General features: G+C 62.2%; 21 protein-coding genes. 7 read left to right on the forward strand and 14 right to left on the reverse strand.

From position 1 onward, the window contains the following. Window positions 1-41: 41 nt before the first annotated feature. The 9 genes from rplL to AOQ71_RS10540 form a co-directional block, all read right to left on the reverse strand. Window positions 42-419 (reverse strand): 50S ribosomal protein L7/L12, encoded by a 378-nt coding sequence (rplL, locus tag AOQ71_RS10500; protein ID WP_057745519.1) that lies wholly within the window; start codon window positions 417-419, stop codon window positions 42-44. A 54-nt stretch (window positions 420-473) separates the two neighbouring features. Beyond that, window positions 474-992: a 50S ribosomal protein L10 gene (gene rplJ / locus AOQ71_RS10505; RefSeq protein ID WP_057745888.1), complete on the reverse strand. Its 519-nt coding sequence runs from the start codon at window positions 990-992 to the stop codon at window positions 474-476. 575 nt (window positions 993-1567) lie between these two features. Further along, window positions 1568-2521, reverse strand: coding sequence for a 2-hydroxyacid dehydrogenase (locus AOQ71_RS10510; protein WP_057745522.1), 954 nt, complete (start codon window positions 2519-2521; stop codon window positions 1568-1570). An 87-nt stretch (window positions 2522-2608) separates the two neighbouring features. Continuing rightward, window positions 2609-3301, reverse strand: coding sequence for a 50S ribosomal protein L1 (gene rplA, locus AOQ71_RS10515; protein WP_057745525.1), 693 nt, complete (start codon window positions 3299-3301; stop codon window positions 2609-2611). Between the two features lie 6 nt (window positions 3302-3307). After that, window positions 3308-3736, reverse strand: a complete 429-nt coding sequence (gene rplK / locus AOQ71_RS10520; RefSeq protein ID WP_057745528.1) for a 50S ribosomal protein L11 — start codon at window positions 3734-3736, stop codon at window positions 3308-3310. 205 nt (window positions 3737-3941) lie between these two features. Continuing rightward, window positions 3942-4499 (reverse strand): transcription termination/antitermination protein NusG, encoded by a 558-nt coding sequence (gene nusG / locus AOQ71_RS10525; protein ID WP_015685389.1) that lies wholly within the window; start codon window positions 4497-4499, stop codon window positions 3942-3944. Continuing rightward, window positions 4499-4690: a preprotein translocase subunit SecE gene (secE, locus tag AOQ71_RS10530; protein WP_007611620.1), complete on the reverse strand. Its 192-nt coding sequence runs from the start codon at window positions 4688-4690 to the stop codon at window positions 4499-4501. Before secE ends, nusG begins: the two co-directional genes overlap by 1 nt. Window positions 4691-5115: 425 nt before the next feature. Next, entirely contained in the window at window positions 5116-7230 is a 2115-nt protein-coding gene (mdoH, locus tag AOQ71_RS10535) for a glucans biosynthesis glucosyltransferase MdoH (protein ID WP_057745531.1), read from the reverse strand. Beyond that, a complete protein-coding gene (locus AOQ71_RS10540) occupies window positions 7218-8723 on the reverse strand; it encodes a glucan biosynthesis protein G (RefSeq protein WP_057745892.1) in 1506 nt (501 codons plus the stop codon). Before AOQ71_RS10540 ends, mdoH begins: the two co-directional genes overlap by 13 nt. Before the next feature lie 275 nt (window positions 8724-8998). Here AOQ71_RS10540 and AOQ71_RS10545 point away from each other — a divergent pair, with 275 nt between their 5' ends. From AOQ71_RS10545 to AOQ71_RS10555, 3 genes are all read left to right on the forward strand, one after another. Next, on the forward strand, window positions 8999-9427 hold the full coding sequence (locus tag AOQ71_RS10545) for a DUF2231 domain-containing protein (RefSeq protein WP_245316832.1): 429 nt from the start codon (window positions 8999-9001) through the stop codon (window positions 9425-9427). Continuing rightward, complete coding sequence (locus AOQ71_RS10550; protein WP_057745552.1) at window positions 9424-10746, forward strand: PQQ-dependent sugar dehydrogenase; 1323 nt, start codon at window positions 9424-9426, stop codon at window positions 10744-10746. Before AOQ71_RS10545 ends, AOQ71_RS10550 begins: the two co-directional genes overlap by 4 nt. 496 nt (window positions 10747-11242) lie before the next feature. Beyond that, window positions 11243-14038 carry a response regulator gene (locus AOQ71_RS10555; RefSeq protein ID WP_162268344.1) on the forward strand — a complete coding sequence of 932 codons (2796 nt, stop codon included), beginning with the start codon at window positions 11243-11245 and terminating at the stop codon, window positions 14036-14038. Window positions 14039-14330: 292 nt separating this feature from the next. Here the strand turns inward: AOQ71_RS10555 and AOQ71_RS10560 are convergent, their stop codons facing one another. Genes AOQ71_RS10560 through AOQ71_RS10575 form a run of 4 tightly spaced genes read right to left on the reverse strand, consistent with a single transcriptional unit; the run spans window position 14331 to window position 17083 of the window. Further along, on the reverse strand, window positions 14331-15053 hold the full coding sequence (locus AOQ71_RS10560) for a hypothetical protein (RefSeq protein WP_057745559.1): 723 nt from the start codon (window positions 15051-15053) through the stop codon (window positions 14331-14333). Next, the gene (locus tag AOQ71_RS10565) at window positions 15050-15466 is read right to left on the reverse strand and encodes a phage holin family protein (RefSeq protein WP_057745562.1); all 417 of its coding nucleotides are present in this window, start codon (window positions 15464-15466) and stop codon (window positions 15050-15052) included. Before AOQ71_RS10565 ends, AOQ71_RS10560 begins: the two co-directional genes overlap by 4 nt. Then, window positions 15463-16125: a hypothetical protein gene (locus AOQ71_RS10570; RefSeq protein ID WP_057745565.1), complete on the reverse strand. Its 663-nt coding sequence runs from the start codon at window positions 16123-16125 to the stop codon at window positions 15463-15465. The genes AOQ71_RS10565 and AOQ71_RS10570 overlap by 4 nt, the downstream gene beginning before the upstream one ends. 10 nt (window positions 16126-16135) lie before the next feature. After that, a complete protein-coding gene (locus AOQ71_RS10575; protein ID WP_057745570.1) occupies window positions 16136-17083 on the reverse strand; it encodes a DUF3618 domain-containing protein in 948 nt (315 codons plus the stop codon). 413 nt (window positions 17084-17496) lie between these two features. Between AOQ71_RS10575 and AOQ71_RS10580 the strand changes: the two genes are divergently transcribed. Together AOQ71_RS10580 and AOQ71_RS43010 are read left to right on the forward strand one after the other, a co-directional pair. Continuing rightward, a complete protein-coding gene (locus tag AOQ71_RS10580; protein ID WP_057745572.1) occupies window positions 17497-17844 on the forward strand; it encodes a response regulator in 348 nt (115 codons plus the stop codon). A 32-nt stretch (window positions 17845-17876) separates the two neighbouring features. Beyond that, window positions 17877-18062, forward strand: coding sequence for a photosystem reaction center subunit H (locus AOQ71_RS43010; protein ID WP_083514119.1), 186 nt, complete (start codon window positions 17877-17879; stop codon window positions 18060-18062). 448 nt (window positions 18063-18510) lie between these two features. Here the strand turns inward: AOQ71_RS43010 and AOQ71_RS46265 are convergent, their stop codons facing one another. Next, a complete protein-coding gene (locus AOQ71_RS46265) occupies window positions 18511-18666 on the reverse strand; it encodes a hypothetical protein (RefSeq protein ID WP_167353971.1) in 156 nt (51 codons plus the stop codon). Between the two features lie 238 nt (window positions 18667-18904). Between AOQ71_RS46265 and AOQ71_RS10585 the strand changes: the two genes are divergently transcribed. Continuing rightward, window positions 18905-19516 (forward strand): HdeD family acid-resistance protein, encoded by a 612-nt coding sequence (locus AOQ71_RS10585; protein WP_057745576.1) that lies wholly within the window; start codon window positions 18905-18907, stop codon window positions 19514-19516. A 319-nt stretch (window positions 19517-19835) separates the two neighbouring features. After that, on the forward strand, window positions 19836-20846 hold the full coding sequence (locus tag AOQ71_RS10590; protein ID WP_157083474.1) for a hypothetical protein: 1011 nt from the start codon (window positions 19836-19838) through the stop codon (window positions 20844-20846). Window positions 20847-21271 lie beyond the last annotated feature (425 nt).

A 21271-nucleotide genomic window follows, 5' to 3' on the forward strand; every position in this document is an offset into this window, starting at 1 on the left:
TCTCGCTTCGCGAGCCCGGGATATCGTTGAAGCAACCTGTGTTACTTCAGCTCAACCTTGGCGCCAGCCTTCTCGATCTGGGCCTTGATCTTCTCGGCTTCTTCCTTGTTCACGCCTTCCTTCAGCGGCTTCGGAGCACCCTCGACGAGGTCCTTTGCTTCCTTGAGGCCGAGACCGGTGATGGCGCGGACTTCCTTGATGACCTCGATCTTCTTCTCGCCGGCGGAGGCGAGAACGACCGTGAACTCGGTCTTCTCTTCAGCCGGAGCGGCGGCAGCGCCACCACCAGCCGGACCGGCCACGGCGACAGCCGCGGCAGCCGAAACGCCCCACTTCTCTTCGAGGAGCTTCGCCAGTTCAGCGGCTTCGAGCACGGTGAGGCTCGAGAGGTCTTCAACGATCTTCTGCAAGTCAGCCATTGTTCAGTTTCCTTAGGTGTAAGTCTGGTTCGGGTTTGAGTTTTGCGAAGGGCGTCAGGCCGCTTCGCCCTTTGAGGCATGAGCCTGGATGACGCGCGCGAGCTTGCCCGCGGGCGCGTTGGCGAGCTGAGCAAGCTTGGTCGCCGGGGCCACAAGCAGGCCGACGATCTTGCCGCGCAGTTCGTCAAGCGACGGCAGCGAGGCAAGCGCCTTCACGCCGTCGACATTCAGGACGGTCTTCCCCATCGAGCCGCCGACGATGACGAACTTTTCGTTCGCCTTGGCGAATTCGATGGCGACCTTCGGCGCCGCTACCGGATCGTTCGAAGTGGCGATCACGGTCGGTCCCTTCAGCATGGGGCCGATGGCAACGACGTCGGTGCCTTCAAGAGCAATTTTGGCGAGACGGTTCTTCGAGACCTTCACCGAGGCTCCAGCCTGCTTCATCTGCTTGCGCAGGGTCTGCATCTGGGCAACGGTCAGGCCGGAATATTGAGCAACGATCGCGACGCTCGTGGTCTTGAAGACCCCATTGAGCTGTTCGACCGCCTCTTTTTTTGCCGCTCGTTCCACAGCAAGCTCTTTCCGGTTGGCGGTCATCGCGAAAGCGGGACCGCCGGGTTGCACCCATCGTCCCGCCCAAACCTGGACCTCAGGGCCAAAACCCATCGGACACGCCGGGCAAGACGACAATTCAAAGCCTGCCCTCCGGGAGCCGGCTAAGGCCCACGGCGTGTCGAGGTCCGAACCAGACCCGTTCCGCAACCACCCAGGGGTGGAAGGCGAAGTGAAATCCGGTCTTCACCCGTCTATGCAGGCCATGCGATTAAGCCGTTGAGAATCGAAATTTCCCGCGGGCGCCTGCAGTCTTGGACAGGACAAGGCCAGCCGGCGAACCGCCTGACCCCTGCCCGCATCCCACCGGCCGATGGATTTTCCTTCCTTTTCGGGCAAATCCTTACGGACGTCCTGAAAAGGAATGATCTCCTGCGTGTCGGTTTTCGGAATGCGTGCACGAACGCGCCAGCCAGGGCCGGCACGTCCGGAAGCGGTTCTTTAACCGCTCTCTGCCGGATTGCCAAGAGCAAAATTCACACCAGTTCCAATCCGTTGCCGACCCGGCTTGATCCGGGCCAACAAGGGCCGATTCAGGCCGATTTGACCGCATAAGGCAGCGGCTTGCCCTCGAAAAACGCTGTGAGGTTGGCCAGCACGCAGTTCTGCATGGCGACCTGCGATTCGAGGGTGTGGCCGCCGATATGCGGGGAGAACACCACGTTCGATAGCGCCGTCAGCGCGTCAGGGGTGTGCGGCTCCTTCTCGAAGACGTCGAGACCGGCACCGGCGATGGTTTTGTCGATCAAGGCCGCGAGTAGGGCCTTCTGGTCGATCACCGAGCCGCGGGAGATGTTGACGACATAGCCGTCCGCGCCGAGGCGCCCCAGGATGTCGGCGTTGACGACGTGCTGGGTCGCCGCCCCTGCCCGAACTGCGATCATCAGGACGCTGCACCAGTCGGCCAGCGCCTCGAGGGTCGGGAAATATTGATAGGGCAGATCGTATTTGCTGCGGCTGAAATAGCCGACCTCGCTCTCGAACGCGGCGCAGCGCGCCGCGATCTTGCGGCCGATCTCGCCCATGCCATAGACGCCGATGCGCCGGCCGGGCATGCCGGCTTGCGGGCGCATCATCGGCGAGGGCTTCGATGTGGCCCAGTCGCCGCTGCGGACATATTGGTCGGCGACCATGAGCCGCCGCGTCGTCGCCAGCATCAGGGTCATCGCAATATCCGCGACTGAGGCCGCATTGGCGCCCGGGCTGTGTCCGACAGCGATGTTGCGCGCGGCCGCGGCCCCCAGGTCGACCCCGTCATGGCCCGTGCCGTAGCAGACGATCGCGCCGAGCTTCGGGAACAGGTCCATCGCATCCGTATCGAGCGGCGATCCGCCGGCCGTGAGCAAGGCGCGGACGGAGCCGAGTTCGTCCGCCGAAAACACCTCCTGCGCAGGCTGGCCGCGCGTGTCGAGCAGTTCGAACCGCTCGGCGAAGCGCGCGATCATCGACTTGGGAAAGCGCGAGTAGACCAGGACCTTGTCAGCCATTGTTGTTTCCGATGAGTGCCGCCCACAAACGACGAGGGGCGGAATCGGTTGCCCGATTCCGCCCCTCGCCTCATGCAATTTCCAGACTTAACCGAGAATGGTGCCCGGTTCGACCTTCACGCCCGGGCCCATCGTCGAGGACACCGCAACGCGCTGGATGTAGGTGCCCTTGGAGCCGGCCGGCTTTGCCTTGGCGACCGCATCAGCGAGCGCCTTGATGTTCTCGACCAGCTTCTCCTCTGAGAAGGAGGCCTTGCCGACGCCAGCCTGCAGGATGCCGGCCTTCTCGACGCGGAACTCGACCGAGCCGCCCTTGGCCCCCTTGACCGCACCGGTGACGTCCATGGTCACGGTGCCGATCTTCGGGTTCGGCATCAGGCCGCGCGGGCCAAGCACCTTACCGAGGCGGCCGACCAGCGGCATCATGTCGGGGGTCGCAATACAACGATCGAAATCGATCGTGCCTTCCTGCACCTTCTGGACCAGGTCCTCGGCGCCGACGACGTCGGCACCGGCGGCCTTGGCCTCGTCAGCCTTGGCGCCGCGGGCGAACACGCCGACGCGGAGCGTACGGCCGGTGCCGTTCGGCAGGGTCACGACGCCGCGGACCATCTGGTCGGCGTGGCGCGGATCGACTCCGAGATTGATCGCGACCTCGATGGTCTCGTCGAACTTCGCCTTGGCGCGTTCCTTGACCATCTTGATGGCGTCCGCGAGCGGGTAAAGCTTTTCGCGGTCAACACCTTCACGGGCTTTCTTCAAACGCTTTCCGATTGCCATGACCGCTTACCCCGCAACTTCCAGACCCATCGAACGGGCGGAGCCCTCGACCATCTTCATGGCCGATTCGATGGTGTCGCAATTGAGATCCTTCATCTTCTTCTCGGCGATCTCGCGCACCTGCGCGCGCGTCACCTTGCCAGCCTTGTCACGACCCGGCGCCTTCGAGCCGGACTGGATCTTGGCGGCCTGCTTGAGGAAGTAGGACATCGGCGGCGTCTTCATCTCGAAGGTGAAGGAACGGTCCGCGTAAATGGTGATGATCACCGGGATCGGGGTGTTCTTCTCTTCCTTCTGGGTCTGGGCGTTGAACGCCTTGCAGAACTCCATGATGTTGAGACCGCGCTGACCAAGCGCGGGACCGATCGGGGGCGAGGGATTCGCCGCACCGGCCGGGACCTGAAGCTTCAGGTATCCGGTCACTTTCTTTGCCATGTATCACTCCTGTTGTGCCGGCTGACGCCGGCGGTTCAGGTTCGTGGTCTGGGTCGGATGCGGCTGGCAACCGCCCTCTCCCTCCCACGGCCTCTCACTAGAGACGTCGCCGCCTCCACTTCCGTCATGCCCGGGCTTGACCCGGGCATCCATCAATCTTCGCAAGAACTTCTGCGAAGGGGATGGNCCCGGCAATGACGAACGGTCAGACCTTCTCGACCTGACCGAATTCCAGTTCCACGGGCGTGGCGCGGCCGAAGATCGACACGGCGACCTTCACGCGCGAGCGCGCCTCGTCGATTTCCTCGACCACACCGGAGAACGAAGCGAACGGGCCGTCGGCCACGCGCACGTTCTCGCCAATCTCGAACGACACCGACGCCTTCGGCCGTTCCACGCCTTCCTGCACCTGGTGCAGGATGCGCATGGCCTCGGATTCCGAGATCGGCATCGGCTTGTTTTCCGCGCCGAGGAAGCCCGTCACCTTCGGCGTGTTCTTGATCAGATGGAACGCCTCGTCGGTCAGCTTCATCTTCACCAGCACGTAGCCCGGGAAGAACTTGCGCTCGGCGTCGATCTTGCGGCCGCGGCGCACTTCCGTGACCTTCTCGGTCGGAACCAGCACCAGCTCGAACAGCTCCTCGAGCCCGCGCTGCTTGGCCTGCTCGCGGATCGATTCGGCGACCTTCTTCTCGAAGTTCGAATAAGCGTGGACGATATACCAGCGCTTGTCGGACGATTGGGTTGCGGCGGCTGTTGCCATCAGTGAATGCCCAAAAGGAAGGTGATGAGGTAGCGGATGATCTGGTCGGCGGCGAAGAAGAAGATCGAGGCCACGGCGACCATCACGAACACCATGATGGTGGTGATCGTGGTCTCACGACGGGTCGGCCAGGTGACCTTGGCGGTCTCCGAGCGCACTTCCTGCAAGAACTTGAACGGGCTGACTGCCATCGTTTGAGACGCCAATAAGGATTTCAGGGATCCGAACAGCCGCCTGTGGCCCAGCCCTCTGTCTCGAAGGATGAGCCGGAAAACCGGGCTCTGATGTTCGGGGATTTCAAAGCCGCGCCGGAGATCCGCGTTTAACGGGCCGGCTGCGAGTGCGGGGTATCTACTGCGAATGAGGCCAAAGGTCAAGATCGAGGGAGCCTTCCCGGCCCGACCGGCCCTGCCTGGGCGACGAGGCAGAGCCCAAGCCGATCAAGGATTTATCTGTCCCTTGGGGCGCGCCCCAAACGGCTTTGACCCGTTCCCTGCAGATCGCCCATCAGCGCCCTCGCCTTTGGGAGCGGCGCTGCAGGGGCGGCGCAATCGAAGCAAGGGCTTCGAGCCCAACCCTTGCCTCTCGCCGATAGACGCGCCGGCAGACCAAACCTTCATCGCTTCTTCAACACGGTCGAGAGCGCCGAACCGTCGTTCAAGATCGAAAAGACCTCCCGCGAAGACAGATGTTCTGCGGCCTCCTCGAAAGTATCGCTCGCATCGACCCTGGCACGGCCGACCGCCAGATTGGGGTCGACCTTGTCGGGCCTGGCGGCGCGGGGGGGCGGCAGCTGCGCGAGATGGAAGGTCAGGAGCGCAGGGTCTTCGCGCAGCTCCACCAACGCGGGTTTGATCCCTGCATCCGCCGACGCGCTCAATTCGTTCGCCCGACGCAGGATCGGAGGCGGCTCTCGTTCTTCGGGGGTGACAAACAAATTGCCCGAGATGGGCTGGGAGGTGAGCGCGCCGATGGGAACGGCGAACAGCAGTCCGACGATAACCGGCGACATCCAGAGCAGAAGCGGCAGCGAAACGGCGTAGGCGCTTGCCGCCATCGCCACGCCGCACAGGGTTGGAACGCCGTATTTCCGATAGAGCTCGCGGCGCTCCACCGTGCCGTCGTCGCGCCTTTGCGTCTGCCAGCCCGCATCGCGACCGGCCAGAATCTCGACCACCGCGATCGACTGAAAGATCATCATCACCGGTGCCATCAGCGCGGATACGATGATCTCTGCGAAAAGACCGGCCAAGGCTCGCAATGCGCCGCCGAATTGGCGTCGCGCCGAACCCCGCACGCAAAGCAGGATTAGGCTGAGCAGCTTCGGTAGCAGCAGCAGACCCATGGTGGCGACGAACACCCAAATGGCGAGTACGGGATCCTGGGCCGGCCAGGTCGGAAATAACGAGAACCCCTTCGGAAAATACTCCGGCCGCACGAAGCGGGCCTGCAGCGAGATCAGCATGCCCAGCAGCAGGAAGAGCAGCCACAGCGGTGCGGTCAGATATGCCCCGATTCCCACCATGAAATGCAGGCGCGACACCCAATGCAGACCTCGCGCCGGCACGACAGCGAGATGCTGAAGATTGCCTTGGCACCAGCGTCGATCGCGCGCCGCAAAATCGAGGAGCGAGGGCGGCACCTCTTCGTAGCTGCCGCCAAGCGTCGGCAGCATGTAGATGCCCCATCCGGCCCGCCGCATCAGTGCGGCCTCGACAAAATCGTGGCTCAGGATGTGGCCGCCGAATGGCTTGCGTCCGCGCAGCTGCGGCAGCGCGGCCGATTCCGCGAAAGCCTTCACCCGGATGATCGCGTTGTGGCCCCAGTAATTGCCTTCCGAGCCGTGCCACCACGCCACGCCGGCCGCGATCATGGGGCCGTACAGGCGGCCCGCAAATTGCTGGACGCGGCTGAACAGGCTTCGCGCGTTCACGACCATGGGAAGCGTCTGGACGAGCCCGGCGCTCGGGTTGCTCTCGATAGCATGGACCAATCGGACGATGGTCCGCCCGCTCATCAGACTGTCGGCATCGAGCACGATCATGAAGTCGTAGATGCCACCGAACCGCGTGATCCAGTCGGAGATGTTACCGGCTTTCCGCGCCGTGTTGTCGGCCCGGTGGCGATAATACAGCCGCGTTCCAACGGCCTGTCGCAACGCGAGCAGGGCTTTTTCTTCGGCCACCCAGATGTCCGGATCAGTGCTGTCGCTCAGAACGTACCAGTCAAACAGCTTTTGGTGCGATGTCGCCTCCAAGGATTCGATCATCGCACGAAGCCGCGCCGTCAATCGGTGCGGGTCTTCATTGTAGGTGGGAAGCAGCATAGCGGTGCGGCTTGCGACGGCAGGCAGCTCCGTCGCCGGGCCGTCCCCGTCCGGACGATGGGCCAGCAGCACAAAGAAGCCGGCCAACGCAGACGCGAAAGAAAAGGCGACCCAAGCGAGCAGAACCAAGAAGAGCGCCAGCACCATGGCTTCGAGGATGGTAACGCCGCCGACCTGCAGCACGCGATACATCTCGTAGCCACCCGCTCCCGTAAGCGCCGCCGTGGAGACAAGGATGACGCCGCGTCGCCAGGCCAACGCGGGCACAGCCGCCGCAGGAAGACGGTCCGGTATCCGGCTCTTTCCGAGGTCGCCAGCAGCCATCGGAAGTGGGGCCTCGCGCGGCAGCAGGCGCTGGGTCGCGACATCGCCAGCCATCGGCTGCGGTGCAGTCAGGGTGCCCATCGGTAGACCCAGATTTCCGACAAGGGCTTGTCGCCTTGGGTGAGAAACGCGCGCAGCTCGATCGGCTCGCCTTTCACCTGGCACTGGAAGCTGAGCCGCCAGCCGCCGGTGTACGGGTTGGGCTGCGTCACGATGTTCTTCACCTCGGACTTCTCCGCCGTCACCACGCCCTTGACGGCCGCAGGATCGATGCCCTTGAGGTTGTCGCCGACCAGATCGAGCACGAAGAGGCGCGCGTCCTCGCCCCTCGCGCCGATGCCGCTTCGGGTGAATCTGGCGAGCGAATGCGGTTTTGGGCTATCCGGTCCCCAATGCAGCCGATAGGTGTAGTTGTGTTCGCCTTTAGCCTGGAGCGGGGTTTTCGGCCGCCAGAACGCGGCGATGTTGTCGTGGACTTCCTCTTTGGTCGGGATCTCGAACAGCACGACGCCGCCCTCGCCCCAGTCACCGATCGGCTCCATCCACAGACTTGGGCGTTTCTCGAAGCCGGATTCGATGTCTTGGTAGGCGAAGAAATTTCGCTCGCGCTGCATCAAGCCAAACCCCCGCGGATTGAGATCCTGAAAGGTGCTGATCTGCAGATCGCGAGGGTTGCTGAGTGGGCGCCAGAGGCTTTCGCCCTTTCCGTTGAAGATCGCAAGCCCATCGGAATCGTGGACGGACGGACGGAAGTCGTCGATGTCGTTGCGGTCGTTCGGGCCGTAGAAAAACATGCTGGTCATGGGTGCGAGGCCGGCGCGCTGCATTTCGACTCGCGGGTAAACCGACATCTCGACATCGAACACCGTCGTGTCCCCGGGCCGCACGGTGAACCGGTAGCTCGCTGCGCAGCTTTTGCTATCGAGCAGAGCATGGATCACCAGCGAGGTCGCACCCAATGCCGGCCGCTCGAGCCAGAAGGCCTTGAAGAGCGGAAATTCCTCGCCCTTGGCTTCACCCGTATCGATCGAAAGCCCCCGGGCGGAAAGCCCGTACGTCTGCCCCTTGGCCACGGCGCGGAAATAGCTCGCGCCGAGGAAGACGCAGACCTCGTCGTAATAGTCGGGGCGGTTTATGGGCGAGTGTATGCGGAAGCCGGCAAACCCGAGATCGATGTCTTCGAACGCCGGGACCTTCTCGCCGAACGAGAAGTCCGCCTTGCGGTACTTGATCTCGGTTGCCTTTCCGTCGGCGACCTCGAAGATCGTCACCTTGTTCTTGTAGAAGAAGCCGCGATGAAAGAACTGCGCCTCGAATGGAAGATTCTTGTCGCGCCAAAGCGCCCGTTCGGGCAAAAAGCGGATCGAACGGTACTGATCGTAATCCAAGTCCCTCAATTCGCTCGGAAGCTTTTCGTCGGGAGCCTCGTACGGCTTGCCCGCCAGCATGCGGGCCAAGTCCCTCACCGTCGACGGCCCAAACACACCATCCGGCGCCGCGGCGAAACCGCTGCGCGAAGCGAGCAGCAACGCCGGCAGCACTGCCGACCCTTGAACAAGCTGGCGTCGGTTCACATGCCCTCCTACTCGCTCCTGCTGCCGCGGCCATGCAACACCCACCGCGCCCGCGAGTTCCATGGCCGGATCGACCACGGAACGGACGAAATTGAACGAGCTCAAACTCCTCCACCATCCAGAACGGCTGATGGCCCGCGCTTAACCGATGGTCGCCAACGCCCCCGCCGGTAGGTAGGAACTGCCCGAGTGCTCCCGCGTTCCCGCCACGTCTGAATTCAGCGAATGCGCCGGCTTGGCGCGGCGGCGATGCCTTCGGAGGACAAATGTCGAGATTGGCGCCCGGAGCCGCTCCCAGATCACTGCTGCATCCCGGCTTCATCGGTGCCGGATCAACCCTGCTGATCGCAGGGTTGGCGACCGATATCATGTACTGGAATACGTCGAACTGGCAGTGGGCCAATTCGTCAACATGGTTGATCGCGGCAGGCTTGGTCCTGGCTCTGTTCGCCACCATCATCCTGATCATCGATTTTCTCACCAGCCGAGCTGGACGGATCAATTGGATCCCCTTCCTGCTCGTGGCAGCGGCAGCGCTGCTGTCGCTCGTGAATGTCTTCGTTCACAGTCGCGACGCCTGGACCTCGGTAGTGCCGCAGGGGATTTCGCTTTCCGCGATCGTGACGATTCTGCTCCTGATGGCCGCCGCCACCGGTTGGAAGGTGACAACGGTTCGTACCACCGCGACCGGAGACAGCCTGTGACCCATGCAATGCTTCGAGCCTTGCCAGCCCTCTGCGCCCTCCTCGCGCTGACCGCCTGCAGCGACCAAGGCGGTGATCCAATGCGGCAATACGGGTCGGATCCCTATCTGCCGGAGCCTCAGAACTACTTGTTGCCACCCATGAGCGTTCCCAAGGAGATTGGCTGGAAACCAGGGGAGACGCCAACGGTCGCGGGAGGATTGAAAGTTCAGGCAATGGCGACAGGGCTGATGCATCCTCGCATCGTTTATCCTCTGCCGAACGGCGACGTCCTCGTTGTCGAGGGCAACAGCCCCGGCACCACACCTTTCCGGCCCAAGGACTTCATCCAAGGCAAGGTTAAGGCGCGGGCCGGAACCGCCGGCAAGGGCGGTAACCGCATCACACTGCTTCGCGATGCCGACGGAGATGGAACGCCGGAGCAGCAAACAATACTCGTCGACCACCTCCACTCGCCCTACGGCGTGGCTTATGTGGACGGCACACTCTACGTAGCCAACACGGACGCAATCATGGCGTTCAAATACACGCTCGGACAGACCAAGATCACCGAGCCAGGTTCGCAGCTTGCGGACCTTCCTGCCGGACCGATCGACCACCACTGGACGAAGGCGATGGCAGCGAGCTCCGATGGATCCAAGCTCTACGTTGGGGTCGGGTCGAACAGCAACATCACCGAAAACGGCCTCGACGCCGAAGAGGGTCGCGCCGCGATTTATCAGGTCGACCGCCAGACTGGTGCCAAGCGCATCTTTGCTTCGGGTACGCGCAATCCAACTAATCTGGCGGTCGATCCCGAAACTGGCCGGTTGTTTGCGGTGGTGAACGAGCGGGACGAGATCGGCCCGGATCTTGTCCCGGACTATCTCACAATGGTGCAGGAGGGCGCCTTCTATGGCTGGCCTTACAGCTATTGGGGCCAGCACATTGACGTCCGAGTCCATCCGCAGAGACCTGACCTTGTGGCCAAGGCCGTCAAGCCCGACTACGGCCTAAGTTCTCACGTGGCCGCGCTCGGCCTTGCATTCAGCAAAGGCGAGACGCTATCTCCGAAGTTTGACAACGGCATCTTTGTCGGCGAGCACGGCAGTTGGGACCGCAGCCCGGTCAACGGTTACCAGGTCATTTTCGTGCCGCTGGTGAATGGGCGACCGGAGGGCAAACCCATCCCGGTCGTCAGCGGATTTCTCGGCAATGATACCGATACGGTGCATGGTCGCCCCGTGGGCGTAGCGCTTGACCGCACCGGTGCGCTGCTGGTTGCCGACGATACCGGCAACACGGTGTGGCGCGTCAGCGCGCAAAATTCGGCTCGTTAGTCCAGAGGATCGTCACGTCGGCCTATCTATCCTGTCCCAAGACGATCGTCGGGTTCACGGCAGTCCAAGCCAAGTGAGTAATTGAGCGCTCCCTCCTCCATCTGTCGCCGTCGCCTTTCGGTCCAGTACGACCTGTGGTAGCTTGCTTCTATCATCGGTCGAGGCTTTGTCCGTAGGCACCGGTGGCTGAGAGACCGAGCGAGCTCCCGCCTGCATAGTTGGGGAGCACAGCCATGCCGCACCAAAAGCCCATCAGACGCTTGCTTGCAATCGCTCGCCGGGGACCTCCGGGCCAACATAAGTCATTACCAGTCGCGCCAATCTAGGAACGGCGCGCTATCACTGCTCATTGTGCTGGCGATCAGTCCGTATGCCACCGCATCTGGACCGCGATGCCATCATCGAGATCGAGGTGGCCACTTGGCCGGAGCCAGTTCGCTGCACATTGAATGCGTCAGGGTTCGCGAGCACTCTTGGCTCATCTCAGGAGGTCATCATGACCACGCCTGAAGGCCAGACCAGTACACTGGATGGACTTGACGATTGCGTGATTACGGCGGAGCTGGCCCGGCGCCCGTGCAAGGCCCCGGACTATGAGGCCGAGAACCGGGCCCTGACTGCTCTGGTTCAGGATATGACCGCCGAGCCGCGTGCCGTGCTTCAGAAATGCGCCGAGTTGGCCGTGTTGCTATGCCATGCCGACTCCGCTGGCATCAGCCTTCCCGACCGTGGCGACCGGGTTTTCCGCTGGCGCGCCGTTAGCGGCGAGCTCGCGGCCGAGGCTGGCCGTACCGTGCCTGATGACGCTCGCCTGAGCGAGGCCGTGATCGCTCGCGACAGCGTAGTCCTGTTCCGCGAAGGGGAGCGGCTCTTTCCCGGGATGACGGGACATGGACCGCATGTCTACGAGGTCCTGGCGGCGCCCTGGCATGCGCGCGGGAAGCCGGTCGGCGCGCTCTGGGCGATGAAGCATACGCCGGAGGGGCAATTCGACGCGGAAGATGCCCGCCTGTTGCAAAGCCTTTCCCACACCGCGGCCGGCACCTTCCAGACTACCGAGGCGTTGGATCAAGCAGAAGCCCGCTGCATGGAACTGGAGCGGGGGATTGAGGACCGCACACGCGACCTCTCGGAAGCCCAAGAAAGCGCGCGAAAAATCGAGGCCAGACTCGCGCAAGAGCTCGAAGGTGCTCGTCAGCTCCAGCAGGTCAGCTTGGAGCTGCTCTCCAACCGCCCTGAGCTTCTCTACGAGCAAATTCTCGATGCGGCCATGGCGGTGATGCGCTCACAGGGTGCGAGCATGCAGATACTTGAGCCGGATACGGGGATTTTGAAGCTGCTGGCCTGGCGCGGCTTTCATCCGGACGCGGCGGCGTTCTGGGATCGCGTCGACTGCAACTCGGCGAGCACGTGCAGCGAAGCGCTGAAGACAGGACGGCGCATTCTCGTCAGCGACACCGAGACCTGCACCTTCATGGCGGGGACCGAGGACCTGGAGGCCTACCGCCTCTCCAGCCTGCGCGCGGTCCAGTCGACGCCGCTGCAGTCTCGCAATGGCCGCGCGCTCGGCATGGTCTCGACCCATTGGCGGGAGCCGCACGAGCCCAGCAAGGACGATTTCAGCCGCTTCGATGTGCTGGGCCGGGAAGCGGCCGACTTGATCGAGCGGGCGCAAACCGAAGCGGCCTTGCGCGAGAGCGAAGCGCGGCTAAAGGCTGCGGTCGACTTGGTAGAATTGGGCCGCTATTCCTGGAACCCTCAAACCAATGAGCTGAAATGGGACGAAAAGTGCCGGGCAATGTGGGGCCTTCCAGCGGATGCGACCGTGGACTACGACACCTGGCTCACAGCGGTGCATCCGGAGGATGTGGGAGCTGTCGAGGCTGCTATTCAACGATGTATCGATCCACGGGGCGACGGGGTTTACGATGTCGAATATCGGGTGCTCGGCGATGACCGCGGGGAGCGTTGGATCGCGACGCGTGGCCAGACGCAGTTCGAGAATGACAAGCCCGTTTGGTTTTATGGTGTCGTGATCGATGTCACCGACCGAAAACGTATTGAGAAAAGACTCGAACGCCGCGTCGAAGCACGAACCCGGGAGCTGGAAGAGGCCAATAACGCGCTGCGCTCTCAGATAGAGAAACGGGAGATCGCCGAAGCCGAGGTCCAGCAGTTGCAGCGGCTCGATGCGATCGGGCAGATCACGTCAGGCGTGGCGCACGATTTCAACAACCTGCTGAGCGTGGTGCTCACCAATGCGCGTCTGCTTTCCCATACGGTGCAAGGGCCTTACGATCAGGAAGGCATCGAATTGATCCGGTCTGCTGCTGATCGGGGTGCGAAGCTCATTGCGCAACTCCTCGCCTTTTCGCGGCAACAGCGGCTTGAGCCCGACCAGGTCGATCTAAACAGCAGGATCGCCGGAATGGGCGATCTGCTCGGCGTCACCCTAGGCGGAACGGTGCAACTCAAAACGATATTTGCTCCGGATCTCTGGCTCGCTTTGGTCGATCCAAACCAAATCGAGATGATCGTTCTCAATCTCGCTATCAACGCCAGGGACGCCATGCAGCCGGGCGGCACACTCACCATCGAGACGTTCAACACCGTCATCGAACGCGAGTCATTCCAGCCGGAAGAGCCGTCGCCGGGAGACTACGTGGTTCTCGCCATCAAGGATACCGGCAACGGTATCCCAGACGAGGTTCTGCTGCATGTTTTCGAGCCGTTTTTCACGACGAAGGAACCGGGAAAGGGCTCGGGCCTCGGATTAGCGCAAGTCTTCGGTTTTGCTAAACAGTCCGGCGGTGGCGTGCGTATTGAGACCCGCCTCGGCGAGGGTACTGCGGTGAAGGTCTTCTTGCCGCGCGCTAGGATCGACGCTGCCGATCACCATGCCGACTCCGTTGATGCGAGCAAACGCCTGCAGACCACGACGCGATTGCGTGTTCTGGTCGTGGATGACGACAAGGCTGTTCTGAGGTCCACGGTCAGGATGCTCGATGTTCTCGGATATGCAGCGGTGTCGGCGGAGAGCGGCAGCGCAGCGCTCCGCGTGCTCGCAAGCAATCAGGAAATAGATCTCGTTCTCGCGGACTTCGCGATGCCGGAAATGAGCGGCGGCGAGGTTGCGAAAGCGATCCGCGCGATGCGGCCAATTTTGCCGGTCGTCCTCATGAGCGGCTATCGTGATCTGAATGTCCGGAAGGAATTCAACGACCTGCGAATAATTTTGAAGCCATTCACGGAAAACGACCTAGTTAACGCGATCAGCGCCGCACTAAGATAGGGCGAACGTCCGATGTGCGTTGTTGTGCCCATCGCTTCCATTAGGGCGTTGCGGCGAGATGTCCGAAGGCGAAGGTAAACAGGAAACGCCCGATCGGCACGGCGCTTTTGACCAAAAGCGAGCTATCTCCGGGGTAGCAAATGACAGGTCTCCTGAAGCCCAGTCCGTGCAGCGGCGTCCCGGCGGCGCCTTGCTGTCAGTCATGCCGCCGCGAGATTCCGCGGCTCATTTCGGCTGCCTGGCTCAAGATTTAGAACTGCGAGATGGTGGCCCATCGCAAGGCCGTCCGGCCTCACGACTGCTTTGCCTTTTCCTTTGCTGCTTTGACGGCATCCGTTCCCGCTTGCTTCATCCGATCCACCGCCTCGGCACCCATATCGCCCGCCTCCGCCACCAGCGTATCGGCCGCTTCGCGCAGCGCCTTCGACACGGCAGTCCCACGCCTGCTCAGATCATCCTTCACCTCGTCGCTGACCCCGCCGATGTACTCGTCTTCGATCTGAGACGTTCGAAACGCGCCCGCGAGTGCGGCGCCGATGGCCAAGCCGATGGCGCCGATGACCAGCGGTTGCCTCTCCATAATGTCGCCGAGCGAAGACTGAGCTTTCGCCAAGGTCTCTGCTGTGCCCACGTTGGCGAACCGTTCGCGAGCGTAAGCTACGCCTTCCTCGAAACGGTCCCGGACGCCCTCCGCCGCATCAGACATCGTGTCGGCTGCAGTTCCGGCGGCCGCGCGTATCGTCCCGCCCGCATCGCTCCCGTCATGGTCAAACTCCGGGGCAGTCGGCGGTGCTGCCGTCCGCTGCAAGCCCGAGGCGGCAGCCCGAAGATTGCTCGCGCTGGTGTCGACGACATCTGACGCGACGTTGGCAGCCGATCGTGCAGCACCCTTAATCTTCTCGTCGCCAACCAGCAGCCAGAGTGCTCCAGCCCCGATCAGCGCGGCGGAGAGCGGGTTTTCTCGGGCCGCAGCGAGGAGACTGTCAAAAAAACCGGTTTGCGCACCACCGCTCATCGCACCATTCCCTTCACAGTGTCCTTGTCTTTTTCAAGCTGCCGTATCGTCTCCTGCGGCGTGAGGTTGCGCGGGTCCAGCCGCTTCACGCCAACAGCAAACAAGGCGCCCGATATGGCGGCCGCGACAATCGCCGCGCTTAGGTAGGCCAATGTCGGCGACCACCCGGCACTGATCAGCGCCGATGACAACGCGAACAATGCCATCACTACGGCAGGTATAACCAGGACTGCGCCTCCGGCAAATAGTCCAACGGCTCCACCGAGCCTCTGCACCTTTTCCGCAAGTTCGGCCTTCGCCAGATCAAGCTCATTCTGGAAAAGCTTCGCGACCTGAGCCATTGCGTCGCCGACGAGTCCCGAAATTTTGTGAAGATCGTTCTCGCCGGTTTCGATATCGTGCTTGATGCTCATGATGCGCCACCATTCCCCGAAGGTGACTTCTGCTGCTGTCCAGTCGTGGATTCCGTCGAGTTTTGGCCACTGAAGCCACTCGCGTAGGCGGCTCTCTGCCCAGATGAGCCAGCTCCTGCGGCTGTCGTCGAGCCCGTTCGCTGTGAGGTCGAGGAGCCGCCGGAAGCCTTTAGAAAGCGTACTGCGGCGAACCCGGCCAAAACGGACAGGCCTAGAAATGCCGCGGGTTGCCGCTTCGCAAAATCGGTCGCACCGCCCACGAGTTCGCGGAAGCTGCCGTCGCGAACCTTCGCGGCCGCTTCTTCCACGTAGTCCGCAGCTGAATTGATCCCTCGTGCGGCGAATGGCACGTCAATCTCGAAGGCGCCGGCGGCCTGGCGGAAGTTGCCCGCTAGGCGCTCGATGAAATCGGCGCCCGCTCGCTGTTGTTCCCGCGCACGCTCTTGAATTTGGTCGACGGTACCACTCGCGACGTCCTTAGCGGCATCGGTGGCTTCGCTGAACCTGTCACGGGCCATGTCCGCCGATGCCTGCAGGGCCTCCGTGGCGCGCTGCTTCATCTCGGCCCCGGCGTCCCCAACCTGATCCTTCAGGCTTGTGGAGGAGTTGTTCTTACCTTTGTTGAAGTTGGCCGGTTTGATCACATCTGAATCGCTCATGTTCTGTCTCTCAGGTGCTCGATTTTGAGGATGGGCTGAATGCTGCGTCGACGGCCTCGCCCGCCGCCTCCTTGAGGTTGTCGGCAAGATTGCGTGTCATGCGGCTCGCGTGCCGCCCGAGATCGGCTTCACTCACGGATGTCGTGGCAGCATCGGCGGCAGACAACGTGGCCTCCTTGGCTGCCGCGAAACCGGATTGAGCCATTTCGCTTGCCGCCTCCTTAAGGCTGTCCCTGGTCGGGCCTGCCGTCCTGTCCTCGAATTTCGTTTCCGGGAGCGCGGCCGCAATCATGGCTCCGATGGCGATACCGAGTCCTCCAATCAGCGCGGCATTGTCGCCGACGATCTGGCGCGCCTGTTCCGGAGCGGCGGTCGCCGAATCCCTGATGGCGTCCATTCCCCCGGTGATCTTGGTAGCTACTGTTCCAGCCGCCTCCGTTGCTCGCGTCTTGAGGTCGTCGGCCGCCGTCTTGGCCGCGTCCATCGCATCGTTGACGGCGCCGGCGGCCCGTCCTTGGAATTCGGAAAATTTCGCCTTCGCCTGCACTCCCTCGGCAGTTTGGCCGATGAATCGGCCCGCACCATCCACCAGCGGCGACGCCGCTCCAGCAGCCCGCTCGCGGACGCTCTTGGAGGTAAGAGCGAGGCCCGCAGCAATCATGAGAAGCGGCAGGGGTACACCTCGCGCCAATCGCAGCAGAGGCACGGCCACTGCGGTGCCCGCGGCGATCGCATGCATCGGGTTGTCCATCGCCTGCTGTTTGAGCCCTTCGACCCAGCCTTGAGCTTTGTCGCTCACATACTCCGACACTTCCGATTTGACGTGCTGGGGCGAGACCATCTGACGCAGATCCCGCGTCGTTTCGGAGATCCCCTGCTTCAGACGGTCGACCGTGGCCGCCAACTCTGCCCGGCTACGCTCGGACTCGCGTCGTAGCTCCTCCACCGATCGAGTCATGTTCGTCCTCTTGGTCTTGTTTTCAATTGTGTCTGGAGGACGAACTCACCTTCTGTTGGATCGTTCCTAGTAGCCGCTCCAACCACTCCGCGACCAAACAAGCGGGAAAGCGCTGCGGAGGAACGCAACCGGGATAGCCAGGGTCCGATCACTGTCACATCGCCACGTCTCCTCGATCGACTATTCTAGCCCCTCGGAAAGAACGCGGGATCTCGGCCTACCAATCCTCGAATTGCCTGCGGCTCGTCTGGGGGGATAAGGCCTGGTGTCCTTAGGAACGCTGGAACCGGCGGCGAATTGTTATGCGCTGGTTTGCTGGCTGCATCGGCGAGCTGCCCTTTCCTGCAGGGAAGGGACCACCATTTTGCGCAAGGTCCTCATGTCGTGGACGAAGAGCGCGAGCGGAGGATAACTTGCGGGTTCTTGTAGCAGAGGACGAAGACCTGATCCGTGACGTGGTGGTGGACATTCTGGAGGCGCACGGACATCAAGTGATGGAGGCCGATAGCGGCGAACGCGCGCTCCAGCTCTGCGCGCAGGCCACACCCGAACTTCTATTCACCGATATAAGGTTGGCCGGCACTTTGTCGGGATGGGATGTAGCCATCAAATGTCGGGAGTCGAATCCACGTATCCCGGTCATCTACGCGACCGGCTACACTCACACCGCGCCGCGTCCGGTATCGGGCAGTGTCATGCTTCAAAAGCCATTCAGACTTGAACGCCTTCTTGAGGCGATGAAGTCGCTCACCGGCAAGTAGCGGTGCCCGAAGTGACGGGTGACCAGCGAGCTATGAACATCCTTGCCGAGCTACATGAAGCTGAGGAAGAGCTGATAGGGCGCGCTGTCATCTTGACGGACGGTAAGGCAGGTTCGATTGAACGCCTGTTTCTCGACGACATTCATGGGCTGCGCATATCCATAGTTGGACATGATGGTCAGTGGCCCATTTCAACGATCAAGAAAATTGAGGGTTGATCGCCGGCCATGAATCCAGCAGGGCATCGGAGCGGACCGCGCGCACGCCCCCGACGCTTTCTTCCCATGCGATGTCAGCCGGGACCATATAGCCGGAGGATGTTCTGCCGCCCAGACTGGTGTCAGCAGTGTCCGGCGCTCATGGCCCCACGCTCTTCACTTTTACCGCGATCTCATTGAGAACCGTCAATGCGCGGCCCTTTGGCGTTTGCGATCAATCAAACGCGGTGTCCACCATCGCTGCCCTTTCCCCGGGCGTCCTCCCTTGACTTGGACCGCCAGCACACAGCTGAGCGGTCCTTTCTTTCTGCACGCGAATGAGAGACCAGGCGTCGCCGGCGCGGATCCACGCACAGCACAGCGGCCACAATGCCCGGCCGGACGAAGAGGCCGAGCAGTTCTGTCGATCGCTCCCACCGATGGTACCGATCAGCACGGTCGTCCCCCTCTACGAAGGGTGGCCGGGGTCCAAATGGTAGAGCGGCGTCTTCTTCGCGCGCTGCGGCGTCATCTTGGCGGGGTCTGGCGCTCCGGGAACGCCGCGCGGCCCCAACATCTCGCGTTGAATGTCATCTTCTGACTTGTCGGGTTCAACGCCGTTCATGGGACGGTCTTTCGGCACGCTCTTCTCCTTGCCTCTGCAGAGGTACTCGCGCCCCTGCTCATCGTACTGCTCAAGGGCGGTTCTGCCATTTAGAAGTAATACGTAAGACTCTACGATCCGAATTGTCTCGGAGCGCTCAAAGCTTGATAGCTGTCAAGGCACGTCGTGGCGGCAGGTCGCTAGGATGGCGGGGACCTGGAACCGACGGCTATTCCGACTGCTATTCTTGGAGCTAGACATGACCAGCACGACGTTCAACAGCAATGCTGACTTCAACATCGACTCCGCCTCCGCGATGCTTGCCAGGAATTGGTGGCTGTTCCTGCTGCGGGGCATCTTCGGAATTATCTTCGGGTTGCTCGCTTTTCTCTTTCCGGGGCCCACCATGCTTTCGCTGGCGTTGTTGTTCTCGGCTTACATGTTGGTCGACGGCATAGCAGGAATCATTTCCGCCGTTCGTGCGATGCGACGGAAGGATCAATGGGGACTGCTGGTATTTGAAGGCCTGCTGAATATCGCCGTCGGCGTTGCCGCCTTTGTCTGGCCTGGCCTGACGGTGCTTGCCTTTGTCTTCATGGTCGCTGCCTGGGCGATCATCTCAGGCGCGCTGATGATGGCTGCGGCCTTTCGCCTCAAGCTTGACCATGGCCGCTGGTGGATGGTTCTGGGCGGGCTGTTGTCTCTCGTTTATGGCGCGCTTCTGGTTGCTATGCCGCTGATCGGGGCAGTGGTCCTTACGTGGTGGATGGGAGCCTACGCGATGGCCTTCGGTATTGCGCTGGTCGTTCTGTCCTTCAAGTTGCGCGCCCGCCAGAACGAGCAAACTAGCTCCTCCGCTGTGGCGGCGTGAGGGATGAGCGGACCTCCGCCAGACGGCGGCGCATCTTCGCAGATTGGCCAACATCGGACCTAACCAGGCATAGCGTACCGCCGCCAGCGGCGAGTGATCGCCGGTCCAGAGTGTCGGAACGAAAACAAAACTGCAGGGTTCATGATCGACAATCGGAAGTGATCCGATGCTTCTGATCCGACATGAGTACGGCAGGCGGACGATGTCCGCCGGAACCTTTCTGATCGCGGTGCTCGCAATGTGTGCAGCGGTGCTCGTGACCCGCTGCGAGACTTGACGTGTTCAGGTGGGGTTCTCGCGCCTCTGGCGGCGTCTTGCCGTGATCGCGCGGGCAATCGAGATCGCTGCTGGTGTTGTTCTGGTCGTGCTCGCTCTGCGAGACGTGTTCGACACGGTCGTCGTCCCTGGCGAGAGCAGAGGCGCTTTGCGCGTAGCCCGTAGGCTCCTCGTGGTGGCGGTCCCGATCTGGAAGTGGACACGTCGCGGCAAGCGTGCGGTTTCGACCAGTTTCGCACCCGCAATCTTGATGGGCTCTTTTTTCATCTGGATGGGTCTTCTCTTGCTGGGCTTCGGCCTGGTGGCCCATGGCTTGAGGTATTCGTTCTCTCCGTCTCCCGATTTCCTTCAGGCGTTGTTCATCGTCGGAAGCGCCCTCTGTACCGTGGGGCTGAGCGGCATCGAGGCGCAAGGACCCGCGCGTTGGGCCCTCGTTTTAGCGGGCTTCTCCGGCCTTTCGGTCCTGACGATGGCGGTGACCTACTTGCTCGAGGTGCAGGAGGGCATCTCTCGCCGCGACTCCGGGATTTTGAAGCTCACAACGGCGGCGGGCGAGCCGCCCTCTGCGCTAGGACTGCTGGAACGTTACGCCGACCTGAACTCCCCCGAGGAAATCAGGCGCGTTCTCTATGGCGGCCGCGACTGGTGCGCATCCGTGCTCCAAAGCCATGCATCGCACCCCTCCCTGATTTACTTCAGGTCGGCGTCAGTAGGCGCCGGGTGGCCGGCGACTCTTGGCGCAATGATGGACCTCGCGCTCATCCTCGAGCTACTGATCGATGACCCGGGGAGCCTAGCTCCCGCGATCCTTCTTCGCAGCGAAGGATTGCGGCTCATTGACGAATTGAACCGAGTGGTCGGCCTCGATCCTCTGGTTGACGATACGACAGGAGCGTCCGTGCCACAGCTCTGCGCCCGGCTGGCCGCCGCAGGCTACAAGCTGCGACCGTCGATCGATGCGCTGACGTTTACGGAGCGACGCCGTAGGCATGCAACGTGCGTGCAGGCCGCTGCGGAGCATCTTGGTACGGCGGCGGCGCCGTTATTGCCCTGATCGCGCCGCTATGCGCTCAGCCGCACGGACCTCGGCGAGGAATTGCGCGACTTCGGCCGCAACTCATGCCAAGACGTCCGATACGCCAGACCTGGCTTCGGTTTTGGGTCGATAAGCGGAACGTTGAGAATGAAAGAGGCCGCCAACCTGACGCGGCCTTACAGGAAGGTCATAAGCAGGCCGGCAAGGAAAATGATCGCACCGACGAGCGCAATCCCAAGACAGATGCGCGCTTGGCGAGAATAAGCCTCGATTTGTGGCTCGGGGATCACGCGATCAATACGGCTATTGGAGGCCGGGCGTTCTCAGCCACTCGCTCATGTGCATACCCTCTTCGAACTGGCGGGCTCTGCGCAGAAGGGTTTCCCGCTCGGTACCTGGGGGAGCCTTAACTGCCTTCTCGCGCAGGTGCTCAGCCTCCGCCG

The sequence above is a fragment of the Bradyrhizobium manausense genome (assembly GCF_001440035.1).
GTDB classification, from domain to species: domain Bacteria; phylum Pseudomonadota; class Alphaproteobacteria; order Rhizobiales; family Xanthobacteraceae; genus Bradyrhizobium; species Bradyrhizobium manausense.